Source organism: Streptomyces aureocirculatus, from assembly GCF_000720475.1.
Classification (GTDB): domain Bacteria; phylum Actinomycetota; class Actinomycetes; order Streptomycetales; family Streptomycetaceae; genus Streptomyces; species Streptomyces aureocirculatus.
In genome coordinates this window covers 245,626-262,492 of sequence record NZ_JOAP01000019.1, presented here as the reverse complement: position 1 = coordinate 262,492, position 16,867 = coordinate 245,626, and the positions used below count along the sequence as shown (strand labels likewise).

Here is a 16,867-nt window from a genome sequence, read left to right as displayed (position 1 = left end):
TGGACTCTGCACCGGGTAGAACGCGCGGGGCACCCCGAGAACTCGCAACGTGACGCAACCGACACCGAGTTGGGGCCGTACGGAGGCGATCCTCACACGACGTGACGGCTTCAGTAGCCGTAGTCGTCGTACTCGTCGTGGTACCGCACCCGGTCGCTGCCCGCGGGGGCGCCCAGGGCGGAGGCGCGGCCCTTCGGCTCTTCCCACTCCTCCTGGCGGCCGAGGGCGGTGAGGTCGAGGAGGCTGGTGGTGGAGCCGAGGCCGTCGAGGCCGCGGCCGAACGTCGAGTACGTGTGGCAGACACGGTCGCCGTCGCGCAGGAAGCAACTGATCCCCGGCCGGTCGGTGATCCGTCCTTCGGCGTCCGCGTACGACGCGGCGAAGTCGCGGTTGAACTCGTCGCCGCACGCCGAGAACCACGGCACGACCCAGCCCATGCGGGCCTTGAAGGGCAGGATGCGGGTGAACGGGGCGCGCGAGACGGCGACGAATGTCGTGCCGCGGGCCCGCAGGTGCGCGAGGTGGCCGATCTGATCGAGGAACGCCGAGCAACTTCGGCAGCCCGCGTCCCACTCGGGGGCGAACATGAAGTGATAGACGATGAGCTGGTCGCGGCCTTCGAACAGGTCGAGCAGCGTCGCCTTGCCGTCCGCCCCGTCGAACAGATACTCCCGCCGCACCTCGACCATCGGCAGGCCGCGCCGCTCGGCGTTCAACCGGTCGCGGGCACGGGTGGCGGCCTTCTCCTTCGCGAGCAGCCTCTCGCGCGCGGCCAGCCACTCCGCGCGCGTGACGATGTGCGGCAGTCCCATGGCGCATTCCTCCGGATCCGGACCGCGGTGCGCGGCTCTCGGAAGGGCTGACCGGACGTCTCACAAGAACTCATCGGCGCTGTACGGGATTTCTGAAGCTTTTTCTCAGCGGGGCGGGCGCTCCGGGACGGGTACGACGGGGCAGGCGCGCCGCCTCAGTACACCACCGGCAGCGCGAGCAGCCCCCGCGCCCGCATCGAAGGACGCCACCGCAGCTCCTGCTCCGGTACGCCGAGCGCGAGCCGCGGGAAGCGTTCGAGGAGCGCGCCGATCGCCACCGTCAGCTCCAGGCGGGCCAGTGGCGCGCCCACGCAGTGGTGGATGCCGTGGCCGAGGGCGAGATGGCCGCCGGCGTCGCGGGTGATGTCGAGACGGTCCGGGTCGGGGAAGCGGTCGGGGTCGCGGCCCGCGGAGCCGAGGCCGAGGAACACGGTCTCCCCGGCGGGCACGGTCACCCCGCCGATCGTGACGTCCTCGCGGGCGAACCGCCGGATGGAGAACACCGCCGACGTGTCGTACCGCATGAACTCCTCGACGGCGCCCGCGAGTCGCGCCGGGTCGGCCCGCAGGGCGGCGAGCTGGTGGGGGTGGGTCAGGAGTGCGAGCACGGAGTTTCCGATGAGCTGCACGGCGTTCTCGTACCCGGCGAAGTGCAGCAGGAAGGCGAGCGACGTCAGCTCGTCCTCACTGAGCCTGTCGCCCTCGTCGCGGGCGGCGATCAGGTCGGAGAGCAGGTCGTCGCCCGGCGCCTTCCGCTTGTCCGCGATGAGGCCGGTGTAGAACCCGAGCATCGCGACGACCGTGTCCTTCGCGCGGTGGGGCCGCGCGGGGTCGGGGGCGATGAGGGCGTCGGTCCAGTCCGTGAAGTCGCGCCGGTGCGTTGCGGGCACGCCGAGGAGGTCGCAGATGGTGGCGATGGGCAGCGGCTCGGCGTACGCGGCCACGAGATCGGCGCGGCCCTCGCGCTCGACGGCATCGCGCTCGACGGCGTCGCGCTCGATGGCGTCGAGGAGCCGGTCGGCGGTGTTCCGCACGGGCTCGCGCAGGTTCTCGACGCGCCGCTTGGTGAACGCCTTGACGACCAGGCGCCGGATGCGGGTGTGGTCGGGCGGGTCCATGTTGAGCATGTTGGCGTCCAGGGCGGGCGGCAGCGAGAAGCCGCGGTAGCTCCCGGGCAGTGCGTGCCTCTTGTCCACCGAGAGCCGCTCGTCGGTGAGCGCGGCGCGTACGTCGTCGTAGCGCGTCACGAGCCAGGCCGGGCTGCCGTCGGGTCCGCTGATGCGCCGCACCGGGTCGCTCTCGCGCAGCCGCGCGTACGTGCCGTAGGGGTCGGTCATGAGCCCGTCGAGGGGAGCGGGAGCCGCGGGAGTCGCCATGGGGTCAGCCTAGGAAGCGGGGCCCGTCCCGGTGCCGCCGGGTCACCCGTCGTACGTCTGGATCCGTCCCCCGTGCCCCCGCTCGACCAGGGCGGGCAGCCGCTCGCCCAACTCCGCCACCACGGCGGGTACGTCGACGGTGAGCAGCTCGCGGTCCCGCATCAGGACGCGGCCGTCGACGATCGTCGTCAGGACATCGGAGCTGCGGGCGCTGTGCACCAGGGTCGCGGCGAGGTCGTGCACGGGCTGGGTGTGCGGTCCGGAGAGGTCGACGAGGACGAGGTCGGCGCGGCGGCCCACGGCGAGGGAGCCGATCCGGTCGCCGAGGCCGACCGCGCGGGCGCTCTGGAGCGTGGCGTGGTGCAGCGCCTGCCGGGAGCTGAGCCAACGCGGGTCGCCGGTGGTGGACTTCTGCACGAGGGCGGTGAGCGCCATGGCCTCCCAGACGTCGAGGGAGTTGTTGGAGGCCGCGCCGTCGGTGGCGAGACCCACCGGGATGCCGAGGTCGGCGAGGGCCCGCACGGGGGTGGGGCCCCAGGCGAACTTCAGATAGCCGCGGGGTGCGGTGGCGACGGCGACGCGTCCGGTGGCCGCGCCGATGAGGTCGAGGTCGCTCTCCACGATGCCGGTGCCGTGGGCGATCAGGACGTCCGTGTCGAGCAGGCCGGTGCGGTGCAGGACGCCGATGGGTGTCACGCCGTGCCGGGTGAGGCTGTGCTCGGTCTGGGCGCGGCTCTCGGCGGCGTGCAGATGTACGCGCAGGCCGTGTTCGCGGGCGAGTTCGGCGGTGGCGGCGAGGTCGGCGTCGTCGACGGTGTACGGGGCGTGCGGGGCCAGGCAGGTGGTGACGCGGCCGTCGGCGGAGCCCCGTCTGCGCAGGGCGAAGTCCAGGGACGCCGCCCGCCCCCCGGGTCCCTGGGACGAGAAGTAGGCCTGGCCCAGGCTGGCCCGCAGGCCGGTCCCCGCGACGACGTCGGCGACGGTGTCCATGGCGAAGTAGTGGTCGGCGAAGGTGGTGACACCGCCGCGGATCATCTCGGCGCAGGCGAGCCGCGCGCCGAGTTCCACGTCGCGCTCGCCGAGGTTGGACTCGATGGGCCAGATGTGGTCGTTGAACCACTCCTCCACCGGCAGGTCCTCCGCGATGCCCCGCAGGGCCACCATCGGGGAGTGGGTGTGGCAGTTGATCAGGCCGGGCAGCAGTGCCTGGCCGCGGGCGTCGATGCGTTCGACGGCGGCGAGCCCGGCCACGGCGTCCGCGGTGGTGATGTCGGCGATCACCCCGTCGCGTACGACGACGGCTGCGTCCTCGGCGAAGCCGACGCGTTCGGCCTCGTCGTGGACGAGGGCGGTGCAGCCCGTGACGACGAGGTCGGCGGGGCCGGATGCGGCAGGCACGGTCATCCGTTCACGGTACGGGGACTGCGCCGTTCCCCGCGCTGTCGCGGCGGGCGACCACGTACTCCTGAGCCGCCGCCCCACGGCCCGGGTGACGGCGACCGGCGCCGCGGGCACGGGCCTGCCGGACGCGGACGCGGCCTGGTCCCGGTCCCGGGTCGGGGAGCGGGACGGGGCCGGTCCCGGGCTCGGTCCCGCGACCGGGCGGTCAACCGCGCGGCACGACCGTCGAGAGGACCCCCGGCAGCGGGTACCAGTCCGACGACACGACGCCGGCGTGCCGCCCCGCGAGGAGGGCGACCCGGTCGCGGGCCTGGGCCTCGGCCGGGCGGACCGCGTCGATGGCGGGCGGGACGCTGTGGGCGTCGGACATGACGACGAAGTAGCGCCGGTCGGCGTACCACTTGGTGTCGACCGTGCCGCCCGCGTACGTCGACGCGGAACCGTCGAACAGCACGAACCACGGCCGTATCGAGGCGTCCGCGTACCGCGTACGGGGGTCGTTGGCCGCGGTGTCGGTGCCCCTGGTGTCGGCGCCGGCGGTGCCGGTGGTCGCCGTGTCGGTGGTGCCGGTGGTCGCCGTGTCGGCGGTCGCGGGCCCGGTGCGGCCGTCGGCCAGGGCGGGCGGGGCGGCGGTCAGCGCAGCGGCGGCGAGCGCGCATGCCGCCGCGAGGCCGACGGCCCTCCCTCGAACGGACGCAGCCTGCCGACCCGTCGTCGTCGCACGTTCCGTCACTTCGCGCACCGTCGTCCCCTCCGCCACACCGTCACATCGTCACATCGTCAAGTACCGGGCAACGTAGGGGACTCGCGTGTCGGGACGGAAGACGGCGCTTTACGGCCAGGCCTCGTGGCGCGGCGGATTCCCGGGACCGGGTCCTCTACTGTGAGCGGCCGTCGAGTTTCCGCACGAAAGGCGGCACACCCCCATGGCCCTCACCCTCACGCTCACCGGCCCGCGCCTCGCCCTGGCCGGGGCGGCCGCCGTCCTGGCGATCGGCGCGCCGACGGCGTACGCGGCCCTCGACGGCGACGAACCCGGCACGGCCGACCGGCGGCCCGCCGCGTCGGCGGGCAAGGAAACCTCGTCCACCACGCCGCCCCGCGGCGGCAAGCCCTTCGTGGAGACCCGCCTGTTCTTCGGCACCGAACGCCCCGACGGCGGCCCGGACGTGACGGACAAACAGTTCATGAGGTTCATCGACAAGGAGGTCACGCCCGGCTTCCCCGACGGCCTCACCATCCAGCAGGGCCGCGGCCAGTGGAAGGACAGCAACGGCAGGATCGAGCGGGAGCGGTCCTACGAACTGATCCTCCTCTACCCCACCGCCGAGGCGAAGAAGCGCGACGTCCTCATCGAGGAGATCCGCTCCGACTACGAGAAGAAGTTCGCGCAGGACTCGGTGGGGCGGTTGGACGACCGGGCCCGGGTGGACTTCTGACGCACCGGGCGGCCGGGCGGGCGGCCCACCGGCCGCCGGTCCCGACTACCCAAGCCGCACGTCTCCCACCGTATGGGCCTGGATGACGTTGCCGTGCTGCACGCCGCCGCTGATGCTGTTGTGCACGACACCGCCGGGCCCCTCGGCGCCGTCGGCGGGGGCAAGCTCCGCCAGCAGGGCGCGCAGTTCGGCGGCGGCCTCGGGATCGGCCCGCAGGGTCCGGCGCAGTTGGTTGCGCCACTCGGCCTGTACGTCCGCGGCGGCGGCAGCGGCGTCGGGGTCATCGGCGTCCCGCGCCGCCACCAACTCCTCGCGGGCTTCGTCGAGCTCACCGGCGATGGCGTCCTCACCACCCGCGGCACCCGCGGCGCCGCGCCGCGAGAAGAACCCCACGACCCGCTCCCGCGCGGCCGTCCACCCGTCCCCCACCATCGACTGCACGAGCGCCGTGGCTCCGGCCGCCGCGAGGGCGGCCAACTCTGCGTCCACCGGGTCTCCTTGTGTACGTCGCACTTCGCCGTAGCTCCTGAGGAGTCACTGGAGAGTCCAAGGTAGCGGCCGGAGCGGCCTCAGGTGGCGAGGAGTCCCGTAAGGGCTCCCGCCGGATCCACGTCCGGCGGGCCCTCCGGCCACCAGTCGGCTCTGCCCGGTTCGCTTCGGTACGGGTACCAGTAGCCGTCGCGTCCGTAGCGGAGCTGGCAGGTGCCGGTGGGGTCCGTGAGGCGGTTGCGGTCGATCGTCATGCGGGGCAGACCGGCCGCCGCCAGGGCTCCCCGGGCGCGGTCGAACGGTCCCGCAGGCGGGTCCCAGGCGGTTTCCAGGACCGCGAGGCCCTCCTCGTCGCCCTGGCGCCAGGCCGCCGCCGCGCGGGAGAGGTCGGCGGGGGCGTGGCCCACCGCGTGTGCCAGCTCCGCGAACTGGCGGCTGAAGGTGCGCCGGCCCGACAGGCCGGGGTGGGACGCGGCGAGCCGGATCGCGTCCTTCCAGGGGTCGGGGTCCGCGAAGGGCGGCGCGCCCTTCGTCAGGTGGGCGTGGGCCCGGGCGGCCGTGTCCATGGCGAGGAACTCCAGGGCCGCGGGGTCCGGGGCGCCGGGGGCGGAGGGCAGCAGGGGGGCCTCACCGGGGTGGGCCGGAGGTGGCAGCGGGGGCGGGAGCGGCGGGCGGTGGTCCGAGGCCAGGGCTTCGCGGGCGAGGACGCCCGGGAGCGGCGGGGGGTCGGCGGCAGGGCTTTCGGGGCCGCCCGGGGCGCGGGGGGTGTCCTGGGTCGCCGCGCGGGCGTTGCGGTGGGACAGCTCGTCCAGGATGTGCCGCTCCTCGCCGCCCCTGAGGAGGAGCAGGGCGAAGGGGTCGGCGTCCAGGATGCGGGCCGTCTGGTAGGTGAGGGCCGCCGCGTGTTTGCAGGGGTGGCCGCGGTCGGGGCAGGTGCAGGAGGAGATCAGGTCGCCGCGGCCGGGCAGGAGCCGGGCGCCGGTGCGGTCGGCGGTGGCCGCGAGGGCGTGCGGCATGTCCCTGGCGAGCAGGGACATGAGGTGCCCGGGGTCCGCGGCGGCCGCGTCGAGGAAGCGGTCCCAGTCCTCGGGGGTGAGGGTGCGCATGCGGAGTTCGGCACGGTAGGGGCGGGGGCGGCTGCCGTGTACGTAGGCGACGATGCGCCCCGGCTCGACGGTGATGGTGTCGACGTGCCCCGCACGCGCGTACGCGCGACCGCGCGCCAGGCGTGCCGGGTCCAGGGCGGACTCCTCAAGGGCGGCGATCCACGCGTCGCCCCACCAGGTCGACGCGAAGGGCGCCTCGGGGTCGGTGCGCGGGGGGAACGGCGGGAAGACCCGCGCACGGCCCCCACCGCCACCGCCGCGCGCGCTCCCCCCGCCCTTGCTCGGGGCACGGCCACCGCCGCCCGGGGCCGGGCCGCCACCGCTCGGGACACGGCTACCGCCGCTCGGGGCCGGGCCGCCACCGCCGCTCGGGGCACAGCCCCCGTCGTTCGGGGCACTGCCGCCACTGCTCGGAGCACCCCCGGCCAGGCTGCTGCCACCCCCCTCAGGGGCGCGGGGAACTGCGCGCTCAGCCCAGGAAATGCCGCAGACGCATCTGCCGAGCGAGCACGCAGACGCGTCTGCGGCTTCGCTGTGGCCGGCCGCGCAGTTCCCCGCGCCCCTGAGGGGGGTGCCACCCCCGGCCAAGACGCCGCCGCCTTCCGGCGGGGTGTCACCGCCGCGCGAGGGAACACGGCCTCCCCGCCCGCCGCTCCCGCGCCCCGTGCCGCTCACCGCGTCCTCCGCAGGGTCACCAGGTCCGCGAGTTCCGCGTCGGAGAGTTCCGTCAGGGCCATTTCGCCGCCGTCCCCGAGGACCGCGTCCGCGAGGGCCTGTTTGGCGGCGAGGAGTTCGGCGATGCGGTCCTCCACCGTGCCCTCGGTGATGAAGCGGTGGACCTGGACGGGCTGGGTCTGGCCGATGCGGTACGCGCGGTCCGTCGCCTGGTCCTCGACCGCGGGGTTCCACCAGCGGTCGTAGTGGACGACGTGCCCCGCCCTGGTGAGGTTCAGGCCCGTGCCCGCCGCCTTCAGGGACAGCAGGAAGACCGGCACCTCGCCCGCCTGGAAGCGGTCCACCATCGCCTCCCGCGCCGTCACCGGCGTACCGCCGTGCAGAAGCTGGACGGGCACGCCACGCGCGCCCAGGTGCGCTTCGAGGAGCCGCGCCATCTGCACGTACTGCGTGAAGACGAGCACCGAACCGTCCTCGGCCAGGATCGTGTCGAGCAGCTCGTCGAGTAGGTCCAGTTTGCCCGAGCGGGAGCGGGAGCGGGAGCCGGACCCGGAGCCGGAGTCGGTGGTGCCCGGGCGGCCGGCGCCCTCCTTCAGGTACTGCGCGGGGTGGTTGCAGATCTGCTTCAACGACATCAGCAGCTTCATGACCAGGCCGCGGCGTGCGATCCCGTCCGCCGCCTCGATGCGGGCGAGCGTCTCGCGCACCACCGCCTGGTAGAGCGCGGCCTGTTCACGGGTGAGCGGGACGGGGTGGTCGGTCTCCGTCTTCGGGGGCAGTTCGGGGGCGATGCCCGGATCGGACTTGCGGCGGCGCAGCAGGAAGGGGCGGACGATGCGGGACAGCCGGGCCAGCGCCTCGTCGCTCTCGGGGGTGCCGCCCGTCTCCGCGAGCCGCGCGTGCCGGGCCCGGAACGCCTTCAGCGGTCCGAGCAGCCCCGGTGTCGTCCAGTCGAGCAGCGCCCACAGCTCGGAGAGGTTGTTCTCCACGGGCGTGCCGGTGAGCGCGACCCGCGCCGCGGCGGGCAGGGTGCGCAGGGCCCGCGCCGTGGCCGCGTACGGGTTCTTCACGTGCTGCGCCTCGTCGGCGACCACCAGGTCCCAGTCGTGCGCGGCCAGTTCGGCCGCGCTGGTGCGCATCGTGCCGTACGTGGTGAGCACGATGCCGCCGTCGGGGATGCCGTCGAGGCCCCGGCCGGGGCCGTGGTAACGGCGGACGGGGACGTCCGGTGCGAAGCGTTCGATCTCCCGCTGCCAGTTGCCGAGCAGCGACGTCGGGCAGACGACGAGGGTCGGTTCGGGGCGCGCCCGGTGCAGGTGCAGGGCGATCAGGGTGACCGTCTTGCCGAGCCCCATGTCGTCGGCGAGGCAGCCGCCGAGGCCGAGCGCGGTCATGCGGTCCAGCCAGGCGAGGCCGCGGAGCTGGTAGTCGCGCAGGGTGGCCCTGAGCGCGGGCGGCTGCGGCACGGGGCGCGGTTCCGCGGTGAGGCGTTCGCGCAGCCCGGCCAGGGCGCCGGTGGGCACGGCGGCGACGCGTTCGCCGTCCACCTCCGCGGTGCCGGTGAGCGCGATCGTCAGGGCGTCCACCGGGTCGAGCAGGCCGAGGTCGCGCTTACGGGCCTTGCGTACGAGGGCGGGGTCGACCAGGACCCACTGGTCACGCAGCCGCACGATGGGGCGGTGCGCCTCGGCGAGGGCGTCCATCTCGGCCTCGGTGAGGGGGGTGGGGTCTGCGGGATCGGTGGGGCCCGCGGGGTCGGCGGGGTCGGTGCCGCCGCCGTGCCCGAGCGCCACCTGCCAGCGGAACTCCAGGAGTTGGTCCGCCTTGAAGAAGTCGAAGTTGTCCGCCGCGGTGCCCGGCGCGGGGCGCACCACGGCCGTGGCGGTGAGTTCCCGTGCCAGCTCCCGCGGCCAGTGGACGTCGACCCCGGCCGCGCCGAGCCGGGTCGCCGCGGTGCCGAGGAGGTCGTACAGCTCCTGCTCCGCCAGTGGGAGCACGTCGGGGCGCGGACGGTCGAGGAGGCGCCCGATCGGCGGCCACACGCGTGCCGCGCGGCGCACCGCCAGCAGGGTGTGCGCCTTGGCCCGCGACCCGAAGTGCTCAACCCCCGACCAGAGTTGAGCGGCGTCGACGACCAGGGTGGGGTCGGCGAGGCTGTGCACCTGGAGCACGGCGGCGGCTGCGCCGGGGGTTCCGGCGGAGCTGGCGGCGCCGGGGGCTCCGGGAGACCCGGCGGCCCTGGTGACCCCGGGAGGCCCGGCGGTCCCGGCGGTCCCGGCAGGCCCGGTGACCCCGGAAGACCCGGCGGTCCTGGTGACCCCGGCGGGCCTGGTGACCCCGGAAGACCCGGCGGTCCCGGTGGCCCCGGGAGGCCCGGCGGTCCTGGTGACCCCGGCTGGCCCGGCTGGCCCGGTGGCCCGGGAAGACCCGACAGGCCCGGTGGCCCCAGCAGGCCCGGCAGGCTTGGTGGCCCCAGCAGGCCCGGCAGGCCCGGTGACCCCAGCAGGCCCGGTGACCCCGGTGACCCCGGAAGACCCGGTGGTCCTGGTGACCCCGGCAGGCCCGGCAGGCCCGGTGGCCCCAGCAGTCCCGGTGATCCCGGTGGTCCCGGCGACCCCGTAAGACTCGGGGGTTCCGGCTGCCTCGCCCTCCCCCGCCGTCCACACCTCCCCCCCGTCGAAGAGATCCTGCGCCCGCAGATCCACCCGCAGCGACACCCGTACCCCGACGTCCTGCCCGGCGGCCACCTCCGCCGCCCACGCCCGTGCCCCGGGCAGCGACTGCGGCTCGCGCGCCGCGAACGGCGCACCGACGGCGTACGCTGCCGCGGGCGTGCGCGGCAGCGTGTCAACGACCGCGTCGACAAACGCCCTGACCAGGGCATACGGCTCGGGGAGCCGCAACGGCGGGCGACTGCCCGGCAGCGGCACCGCATGCGCGTCGGCAGGCATGGCGGCGGCGATGGCCCGCAACTGCGCGATGTCGTCGGCCCCCAGCGGCCCCGCCCGCCACGCGTCCACGTCCGCACCGGTGAGCCCGGGCAGGAGCTTGCCGCGGGCGGCCAGATGCAGGGCGTGCAGGGCGGCTGCGCGCCAGCACGCGGCGGCGGGGTGCAGGGCGCGGGGGTGCGCGGCGCCAGGCCTACCAGACCCACCGGGCCCACCAGGCCCACCAGGCCCACCAGGCCCACCAGGCCCACCAGGCCCATCGGCCAACAGCACCCCGACCCCCTCGGCCACCGGCGCGAGCAGCGCGGGCACGGCATGGCGCCGCACACCCGCGCCGTGCCGGCGTACGACGGTGATCTCGCCCTGGGCCCAGGGGCCGTCACCCGGCGAAGAACCTCCGCCCGGCCCACTACCCTCCGCACCGGACGGGCCGGCCTCACCAGGCACCGCATCCGCACCGGACACACCCGCACCACCCGGCAACCGGGGCAGCTTCCCGCCGTCCGGTCGCCACCACGCGATCCGGCCGTCCCGGGGCACATGTGCCGGGAGGAAGACGGCGGCGCAGGGGCGGACGAGCGCGGCGAAGGCGTCGACGTCGACCGTCGCCATCACCACCACCTCATCCGCTCCACACCCCCGCCTCCGCCACCTTAGGCGAGCCCACTGACACCACCGTCCGACCGCCACCCGGCCGCCGCCCGACCGCCACCCGGCCGCCGCCCGCCGGGCTCGCACCCTGAAAGGAAAGTTTCCTAACAATAATGCGTCCACATCCTTGACGCGAACATGCCCTCTCGTCACCATGCCTGAGACGGCCATCGCTCACCCCCCAGCCCCCCCACCACGCCCAGGAGGCGGACATGTCGCGCACCCCTCGTACTGGTGAAGGCCCCTCCAACTCCCGTAAGCACCAGGCCCGTTGGGTCGTGCCGGTCGCCGCGGCCGGGGCGCTCGCGCTCGTCGGCGGTGTGCTCCTGTGGTCGCCCGCCGACGAGGCGGACGCCGCTCCGTCGGCCAGGGCCGCGTTCATGGCTGTGGCCGCGGGTGACATCGCTGAACAGTGCACCAAGAGTGACAGCCGCTGCGCGCACCCGAAGACCGCCGCGCTCGTGCAGCAGATCAACCCGCGGTTCGTGCTGACCATGGGCGACAACCAGTACGACGACGCCCGCCTGAAGGACTTCCAGAAGTACTACGCGACCACCTGGGGCGCCTTCAAGAACAAGACCCGCCCGGTGCCCGGCAACCACGAGACGTACGACCCGGCGGGCCCGCTCAAGGGCTACAAGTCGTACTTCGGGTCCGTCGCGTACCCGGACGGCAAGAGCTACTACAGCTTCGACCAGGGCAACTGGCACTTCATCGCCCTGGACTCCAACAGCTTCGACAGCGCCCAGATCAACTGGCTGAAGAAGGACCTCGCCGCCAACGGCAAGAAGTGCGTGGCCGCGTACTGGCACCACCCGCTGTACTCCTCCGGCGAGCACGGCAACAACCCGGTCGGCAAGCCGGTCTGGAAGATCCTCGATGAGGCCGGGGCCGAACTCGTCCTCGGCGGTCACGACCACCACTACGAGCGGTTCGCCCCGCAGGACGCGAACGGCAGGGCCGACGCGGACGGCATGGTCGAACTGCTCGCGGGCACCGGCGGCGCCAACCCGTACAAGATCGAGGAAGTCCAGCCGCACAGCCAGAAGAGGATCACCAACACCCACGGTGTCGTGAAGCTCGACTTCACCGACTCCGGTTTCTCCTGGAAACTCATCGGCACGGACGGGTCCACGAAGGACAGCAGCCCGTCCTACGACTGCCGCTGATCCGGCGGGCTCGCGCAGATGTATCTGTCGACCACGGACGCGGTGGCCACGGCCAGAACCAAGGCCAAGGCCCAGCCCGAGGCCCAGTCCGAGGCCCAGTCCGAGGCCGGGGCCGGGGCTGGCCCCGGGGCTACGAAGGGTGCGGCCACGGGCTCGGGGCGCGGGCGCGTCACGGGTCCCGTTCTTGCCCTCGGCGCGGTCAGCCTCGTCACCGACATCTCCTCGGAGATGGTCGCCGCCGTGCTCCCGCTCTACTTCGTCCTCGGACTCGGCCTGTCCCCGCTGGCCTTCGGCTTCCTCGACGGCCTCTACAACGGCGCCACGGCGTTCGTACGACTCCTCGGCGGATACGCGGCCGACCGCGGCGGGCGGCACAAGCTCGTCGCGGGCTCCGGGTATCTGCTCTCCGCCCTGTCCCGGCTCGGGCTGCTGCTCGCGGGCGGCGCCACGGCCGGGATCGGGGCGGCCATCGCGGCGGACCGCCTCGGCAAGGGCGTGCGGACCGCGCCGCGGGACGCGCTGATCTCGCTGAACAGCCCCCCGGACGGCCTCGGCCGGGCGTTCGGGGTGCACCGGGCGATGGACACCACGGGCGCGCTGCTCGGCCCGCTCGCCGCGTTCGCGCTGCTGTGGGTGACGGCGGACGCGTACGACGCGGTGTTCGTCGTCAGCTTCTGCTTCGGCCTGTTCGGGGTGCTGCTCCTGGTGGCATTCGTACCGGGGCGGGAAGCGACGCGGACGCTGTCGGCGGGGCTTCGCCGCACGTCGGCGGTGGGGGGTGCGGGGGCGGGCGGTGTCGACGCGGGCGCAGGCACGGGCGGCGCGGACGCGGACGTGGGTGGCGCGGACGTGGGCGGGCGCGGCGCGGACGTGGGCGCGAGCCCGGGCGACGCGGGCAGCGCAGGCGGCACGGGGGGCACGAGCGGCACCGAAGCGAATGCGGCCGGAGGCGCGGGCAGCCCAGGCAGCACGAGCGGCACAGGCAGCGCGGGCGGCGCAGAAGCGAACGCGGCCGGAGGCACGAGCGCAGGTGCACGCCCAGGCCACCGCCCCCCGCCCCGGCCCCGCATCGGCACCCGCTCAGGCTCCCGCACCCCCAAGGCCACCCGCTCCCCCAAGGCCACAGGGTCCCCCAAGGCCGCAGGCTCCCCCAAAGCCACCCTCGCCCTCCTCCGCGTCCCCGCCTTCCGCCGCGTCTGCGCCGCCGCAACCCTCCTGGGGGCCGCGACCATCGGTGACGCGTTTCTGTATCTCCTGCTTCAGCGGCGCCTGGACTTCGCGGGGAGCTGGTTCCCGCTGCTTCCGCTCGGCACCGCTGCGGTCTATCTGCTGCTCGCCGTACCGGTGGGGCGCCTCGCCGACCGGCTCGGGCGCCGGGGTCCCTTCCTCGCGGGGCACGTCGCGCTGCTCGCCGCGTACGTCTTACTGCTCCTGCCCACCGGCGGTCGTCCACTCCTGCTCGGGGTGCTGCTCGCGCTCGGCGTCTTCTACGCCGCGACCGACGGCGTCCTGATGGCCCTCGCCACGCCCTGTCTTCCGGAGGGGCGGCGGGCGAGCGGCATGGCGGTGCTCCAGACCGGCCAGGCGCTCAGCAGGCTCCTCGCCGCGGCGGGGTTCGGCGCCGCATGGACCCTGTGGGGCATCGGGGCCGCCCTGACCTGCGCGGCCCTCACCCTCGTCGCCGCCCTCGCGGGCGCGGCCCTGCTGCTCCGCCCGACAAAAGGCCCGACGCCCCGCTCCCCCTCGGAAGGCACCGCATGACCCTCACCCCGCCCGAGGCCTCCACCCGTACGCGTGTCGTCGCCGTCGTGGCGGCCGCCGCGCTGCTCGCCGCCGTGGCCGTCACGTACACGGTGCGTGCCGTGCAGCGGGCGGAACCGGTCGCGTCCGGTTCGGAGTTCGCCCTCGACCCCGGCCACCTCTACTTCCGTTCGACGCAGGAGGGGGCGGGCCGCGTGGCCCGAGTGCCGGTGTCCGGCGCCGGGCCGCGCACCCCGCGGACCCCCGACGGCCCGTCCTGCGAGCGCTTCCACGCCGCCGCGGGTACCGCCCTGTGTCTGCTGCGCCGCCCGGGCATCCCGCCCAAGTCGTACGCCGTGGTCCTCGACGGGAAGCTGCGCGAGAAGCGGCGCGTCGCGCTCACCGGCATCCCCAACCGGGCGCGGGTCTCGGCGTCCGGGCGGATGCTGTCGTGGACGATGTTCACCACCGGCGACAGTTACGCGGGCGGCGACTCGTCCTTCTCCACCCGCACGTCGATCCTGGACACCCGCACCGGCTACCTGGTCAAGAACATGGAGGAGATCCCCCTCACCATCGAGGGGCGCCGCCACCACTCCCCCGACGTGAACTACTGGGGCGTGACCTTCGCCCGCGACGACAACCGCTTCTACGCCACCGTCTCGACGAAGGGCCGTACGCACCTCGTCCAGGGGGACATGCGCGAGTGGCGGGCGCGGGCCCTGCGCGAGAACGTCGAATGCCCGTCCCTGTCCCCCGACAACACCCGTCTGGCCTTCAAGAAGCGCGTCCGCGGCGGTACGAGGAACCCCTGGCGGCTGTACGTCCTCGACCTGCGAACGATGCGCGAGCACCCGCTCGCCGAGCACCGCAGCGTCGACGACCAGGCGGCATGGCTGGATGACGACACGCTGGCGTACGCACTGCCGGAGCGGGAGGGCCGGAGCACCCGCAAGCAGGACGTGTGGACGGTACGGGCCGACGGCACGGGCAGGCCCGCACTCCGCGTCCGCGGGGCGAGTTCACCGGCGGCGGTGCGCTGAAATCCGGATGCGCCCGCACCCGCCCGTCCCGCACGATGCCCTCATGCCACCCACACCTCCCGAACCACCCACACCACCCACACCGCCCACGCCTCCGACACCTCCCGCGCCTCCCGTGCCTTCCTCGGCCCCCGTGGTCCACCGCACCGTCGTCCCCTCCCTCTTCCCGCCCCCCGGCTACGCCCACGCGGCCGTCGTCGAAGCCGGTACGCGGCTCGCGTTCATGGCCGGCTCCGTGCCGCTCGACGCCGCGGGGAAGCTCGTCGGCGAGGGCGATCCGGTCCGGCAGGCCCAGCAGGTCCTCGCGAACCTCGACGAGGCGTTGCGCGCCGTCGGCAGCGATCCGACGCGGGTCGTGGCGAGCACGGTGTACGTGGTCGGTACCGAGCCCGGGGTGCTCTCCCAGGTGTGGGAAGTGGTGCGCGCCTCCGAGCTGTTGACCGTCGAGCCGCACACCTCGACGCTCCTCGGTGTGACGGTGCTCGGCTATCCGGGCCAGCTCGTGGAGATCACCGCCACGGCCGTCGTACCGGAGCGGACCGGCGCGTGAACGCGCCCGCGACGACGGCCGCCGTGACGCTGCGCCCCGCGACCGAAGCGGACGCGGGGGCCGTGGCCGACGTCCATCCGCGCTCGTACGACGCGGCCCTGCCCACGGTCCGCCGAGCCCATTCCGACGACGCCGACGACGGGGTACGGAACTTCCGTGACTAGGTGTTCCGGGCGCGCTGGGCCAGGCCCAGCGCGTACTCGGGCCACCAGGTCCCCGCCGCAGGCCCGCCGCGGCAGGTGCCGTCCGACTCGCCGGGCCGTTTGACCCACAGATAGGCGTCGACCGCGGGGTCGCCGGTGCGGGTGGTGGGCGGGGTGCCCAGGGCGCGTCCTGGCGGGTTGCACCAGGGCTTGTCCCCTCCCGTGTAGGCGCCGTTGCCGTTGCGGCTGGTGTCGACGACGAAGTGCTTGCCGCCCCCCAGGGCGCGCGCGACGCGGTGGCCGTACTCCGTACTCTCCTTGGTGGTGCGGTAGTTGGAGACGTTGAGAGCGAACCCGTCGGCCCGGGCGATGCCTGCCAGGCGCAGCGGTTCGACGAGGCGTTCCTCCTGCGGGATCCAGCTCGCGTTGCCCGCGTCGAGGTACACCTTGGCGCCGGGCTGCTGTTTGAGGCGGGCCACGGCGTGGGCGAGCAGCCCGTACCGCTCGGAGGCGTCGGCGACGTCGCAACCCGCGATCTGCTGGGCGACGGCGTCGGGTTCGACGATCACGTACGCGGCGCGGGTGCCGAGGCCCTTGGCGAACGCGTCGATCCACGCGCGATAGTGGTGGGCGTCGCGGGCCCCGCCCGACGAGTAGTCGCCGCAGTCGCGGTGCGGGATGAAGTAGGCGACGAGTACGGGGATGCGCCCTGCGGCGGCCGCCCTGTCGACGTGGGCGCGCACCAGGTCCCCGGGGCCAGGGCCGTCCTTGTTCAACCACTCCGCCTGCGCACGGCGCGCGATGCGCTCGACGAACCAGGCATCGGAAACCCGCCCGCTCTCACGCCAGGCCACGGCCTGGCGGGCGGCGTGGGTGTCGGGGTTCACCCAGAACTCCCCGGCGGAGGTGGGGGCGGGGGCCGTTGCGGCCGGGGCACCACCTGGCGTCGGGGCGGCTGCGGTCGGCGGGCCTGCGGTCGGCACGCGTACTGCGGGGGCGCCTGCCGTCGGCACGCGTGCTGCGGGGGCGCCTGCCGTCGGCACGCTTACGGTGGGGGCGCCTGCCGTCGCGGCGCTTGCCGTCCGGGCGGCTGCGGTCGGGGTACCCGCTGCCGCGACGGTGGTGCCGGTGAGGGTGGTGGCCAGGGCGGCGGCCGCGAGGGTGGCGCGCAGCCGGATTCGCCGCGTGCGGCGGGGGACGGTCGACAGGGTCACCGGACGGCTCCGCTCTCTGGGCACCGAAAGCTCTAGGCTCCCCCGCCCGCCCGGCCACTCACTCCACTGCCCGCACCTTTCACCCGTTCGGCCCCGCGCTCGGACGGCGGC

The 16,867-nt window shown here is 74.5% G+C and carries 14 protein-coding genes and 1 pseudogene; 7 read left to right on the top strand and 8 right to left on the bottom strand.

The window, feature by feature from the left end; genetic code table 11:
• Window positions 1–110: 110 nt before the first annotated feature.
• The 4 genes from IG78_RS0118740 to IG78_RS52670 all read right to left on the bottom strand — a co-directional run bounded on the left by IG78_RS0118740 (window position 111) and on the right by IG78_RS52670 (window position 4,322).
• Complete coding sequence (locus IG78_RS0118740; protein ID WP_030564619.1) at window positions 111–812, bottom strand: DUF899 domain-containing protein; 702 nt, start codon at window positions 810–812, stop codon at window positions 111–113.
• Window positions 813–967: 155 nt separating this feature from the next.
• Complete coding sequence (locus IG78_RS0118735; RefSeq protein ID WP_030564617.1) at window positions 968–2,188, bottom strand: cytochrome P450 family protein; 1,221 nt, start codon at window positions 2,186–2,188, stop codon at window positions 968–970.
• 42 nt (window positions 2,189–2,230) lie between these two features.
• A complete protein-coding gene (locus tag IG78_RS0118730; RefSeq protein WP_030564615.1) occupies window positions 2,231–3,592 on the bottom strand; it encodes an amidohydrolase in 1,362 nt (453 codons plus the stop codon).
• Between the two features lie 202 nt (window positions 3,593–3,794).
• Complete coding sequence (locus tag IG78_RS52670) at window positions 3,795–4,322, bottom strand: PI-PLC domain-containing protein (protein ID WP_404827750.1); 528 nt, start codon at window positions 4,320–4,322, stop codon at window positions 3,795–3,797.
• A 193-nt stretch (window positions 4,323–4,515) separates the two neighbouring features.
• Between IG78_RS52670 and IG78_RS0118720 the strand changes: the two genes are divergently transcribed.
• Complete coding sequence (locus IG78_RS0118720; protein ID WP_030564613.1) at window positions 4,516–5,028, top strand: DUF3574 domain-containing protein; 513 nt, start codon at window positions 4,516–4,518, stop codon at window positions 5,026–5,028.
• A 45-nt stretch (window positions 5,029–5,073) separates the two neighbouring features.
• Here IG78_RS0118720 and IG78_RS0118715 read toward each other — a convergent pair whose 3' ends face one another.
• The 3 genes from IG78_RS0118715 to IG78_RS51385 form a co-directional block, all read right to left on the bottom strand.
• Window positions 5,074–5,517, bottom strand: coding sequence for a hypothetical protein (locus tag IG78_RS0118715; RefSeq protein ID WP_030564612.1), 444 nt, complete (start codon window positions 5,515–5,517; stop codon window positions 5,074–5,076).
• 80 nt (window positions 5,518–5,597) lie between these two features.
• Window positions 5,598–7,211: an SWIM zinc finger family protein gene (locus tag IG78_RS0118710; protein WP_347400155.1), complete on the bottom strand. Its 1,614-nt coding sequence runs from the start codon at window positions 7,209–7,211 to the stop codon at window positions 5,598–5,600.
• Window positions 7,212–7,294: 83 nt separating this feature from the next.
• Complete coding sequence (locus IG78_RS51385; RefSeq protein ID WP_225882221.1) at window positions 7,295–10,858, bottom strand: SNF2-related protein; 3,564 nt, start codon at window positions 10,856–10,858, stop codon at window positions 7,295–7,297.
• Window positions 10,859–11,109: 251 nt separating this feature from the next.
• Here IG78_RS51385 and IG78_RS0118700 point away from each other — a divergent pair, with 251 nt between their 5' ends.
• The 6 genes and pseudogenes from IG78_RS0118700 to IG78_RS45890 all read left to right on the top strand — a co-directional run bounded on the left by IG78_RS0118700 (window position 11,110) and on the right by IG78_RS45890 (window position 15,563).
• Window positions 11,110–12,066, top strand: coding sequence for a metallophosphoesterase family protein (locus IG78_RS0118700; protein WP_030564609.1), 957 nt, complete (start codon window positions 11,110–11,112; stop codon window positions 12,064–12,066).
• 18 nt (window positions 12,067–12,084) lie between these two features.
• Window positions 12,085–13,287: pseudogene (locus IG78_RS0118695) on the top strand (MFS transporter); the annotation flags it as partial.
• The gene (locus IG78_RS52665; RefSeq protein WP_404827755.1) at window positions 13,282–13,827 is read left to right on the top strand and encodes an MFS transporter; all 546 of its coding nucleotides are present in this window, start codon (window positions 13,282–13,284) and stop codon (window positions 13,825–13,827) included. The pseudogene IG78_RS0118695 and the gene IG78_RS52665, both read left to right, overlap by 6 nt.
• On the top strand, window positions 13,824–14,849 hold the full coding sequence (locus IG78_RS0118690; RefSeq protein WP_030564606.1) for a TolB-like translocation protein: 1,026 nt from the start codon (window positions 13,824–13,826) through the stop codon (window positions 14,847–14,849). The genes IG78_RS52665 and IG78_RS0118690 overlap by 4 nt, the downstream gene beginning before the upstream one ends.
• A gap of 133 nt (window positions 14,850–14,982) precedes the next feature.
• Entirely contained in the window at window positions 14,983–15,399 is a 417-nt protein-coding gene (locus tag IG78_RS0118685; RefSeq protein WP_030564604.1) for a RidA family protein, read from the top strand.
• Window positions 15,396–15,563, top strand: a complete 168-nt coding sequence (locus tag IG78_RS45890) for a hypothetical protein (RefSeq protein ID WP_199813304.1) — start codon at window positions 15,396–15,398, stop codon at window positions 15,561–15,563. Before IG78_RS0118685 ends, IG78_RS45890 begins: the two co-directional genes overlap by 4 nt.
• Here the strand turns inward: IG78_RS45890 and IG78_RS0118675 are convergent.
• The gene (locus tag IG78_RS0118675; protein ID WP_225882220.1) at window positions 15,560–16,756 is read right to left on the bottom strand and encodes a glycoside hydrolase family 6 protein; all 1,197 of its coding nucleotides are present in this window, start codon (window positions 16,754–16,756) and stop codon (window positions 15,560–15,562) included. The two genes, IG78_RS45890 and IG78_RS0118675, sit on opposite strands and share 4 nt — an antisense overlap.
• Window positions 16,757–16,867: the final 111 nt, after the last annotated feature.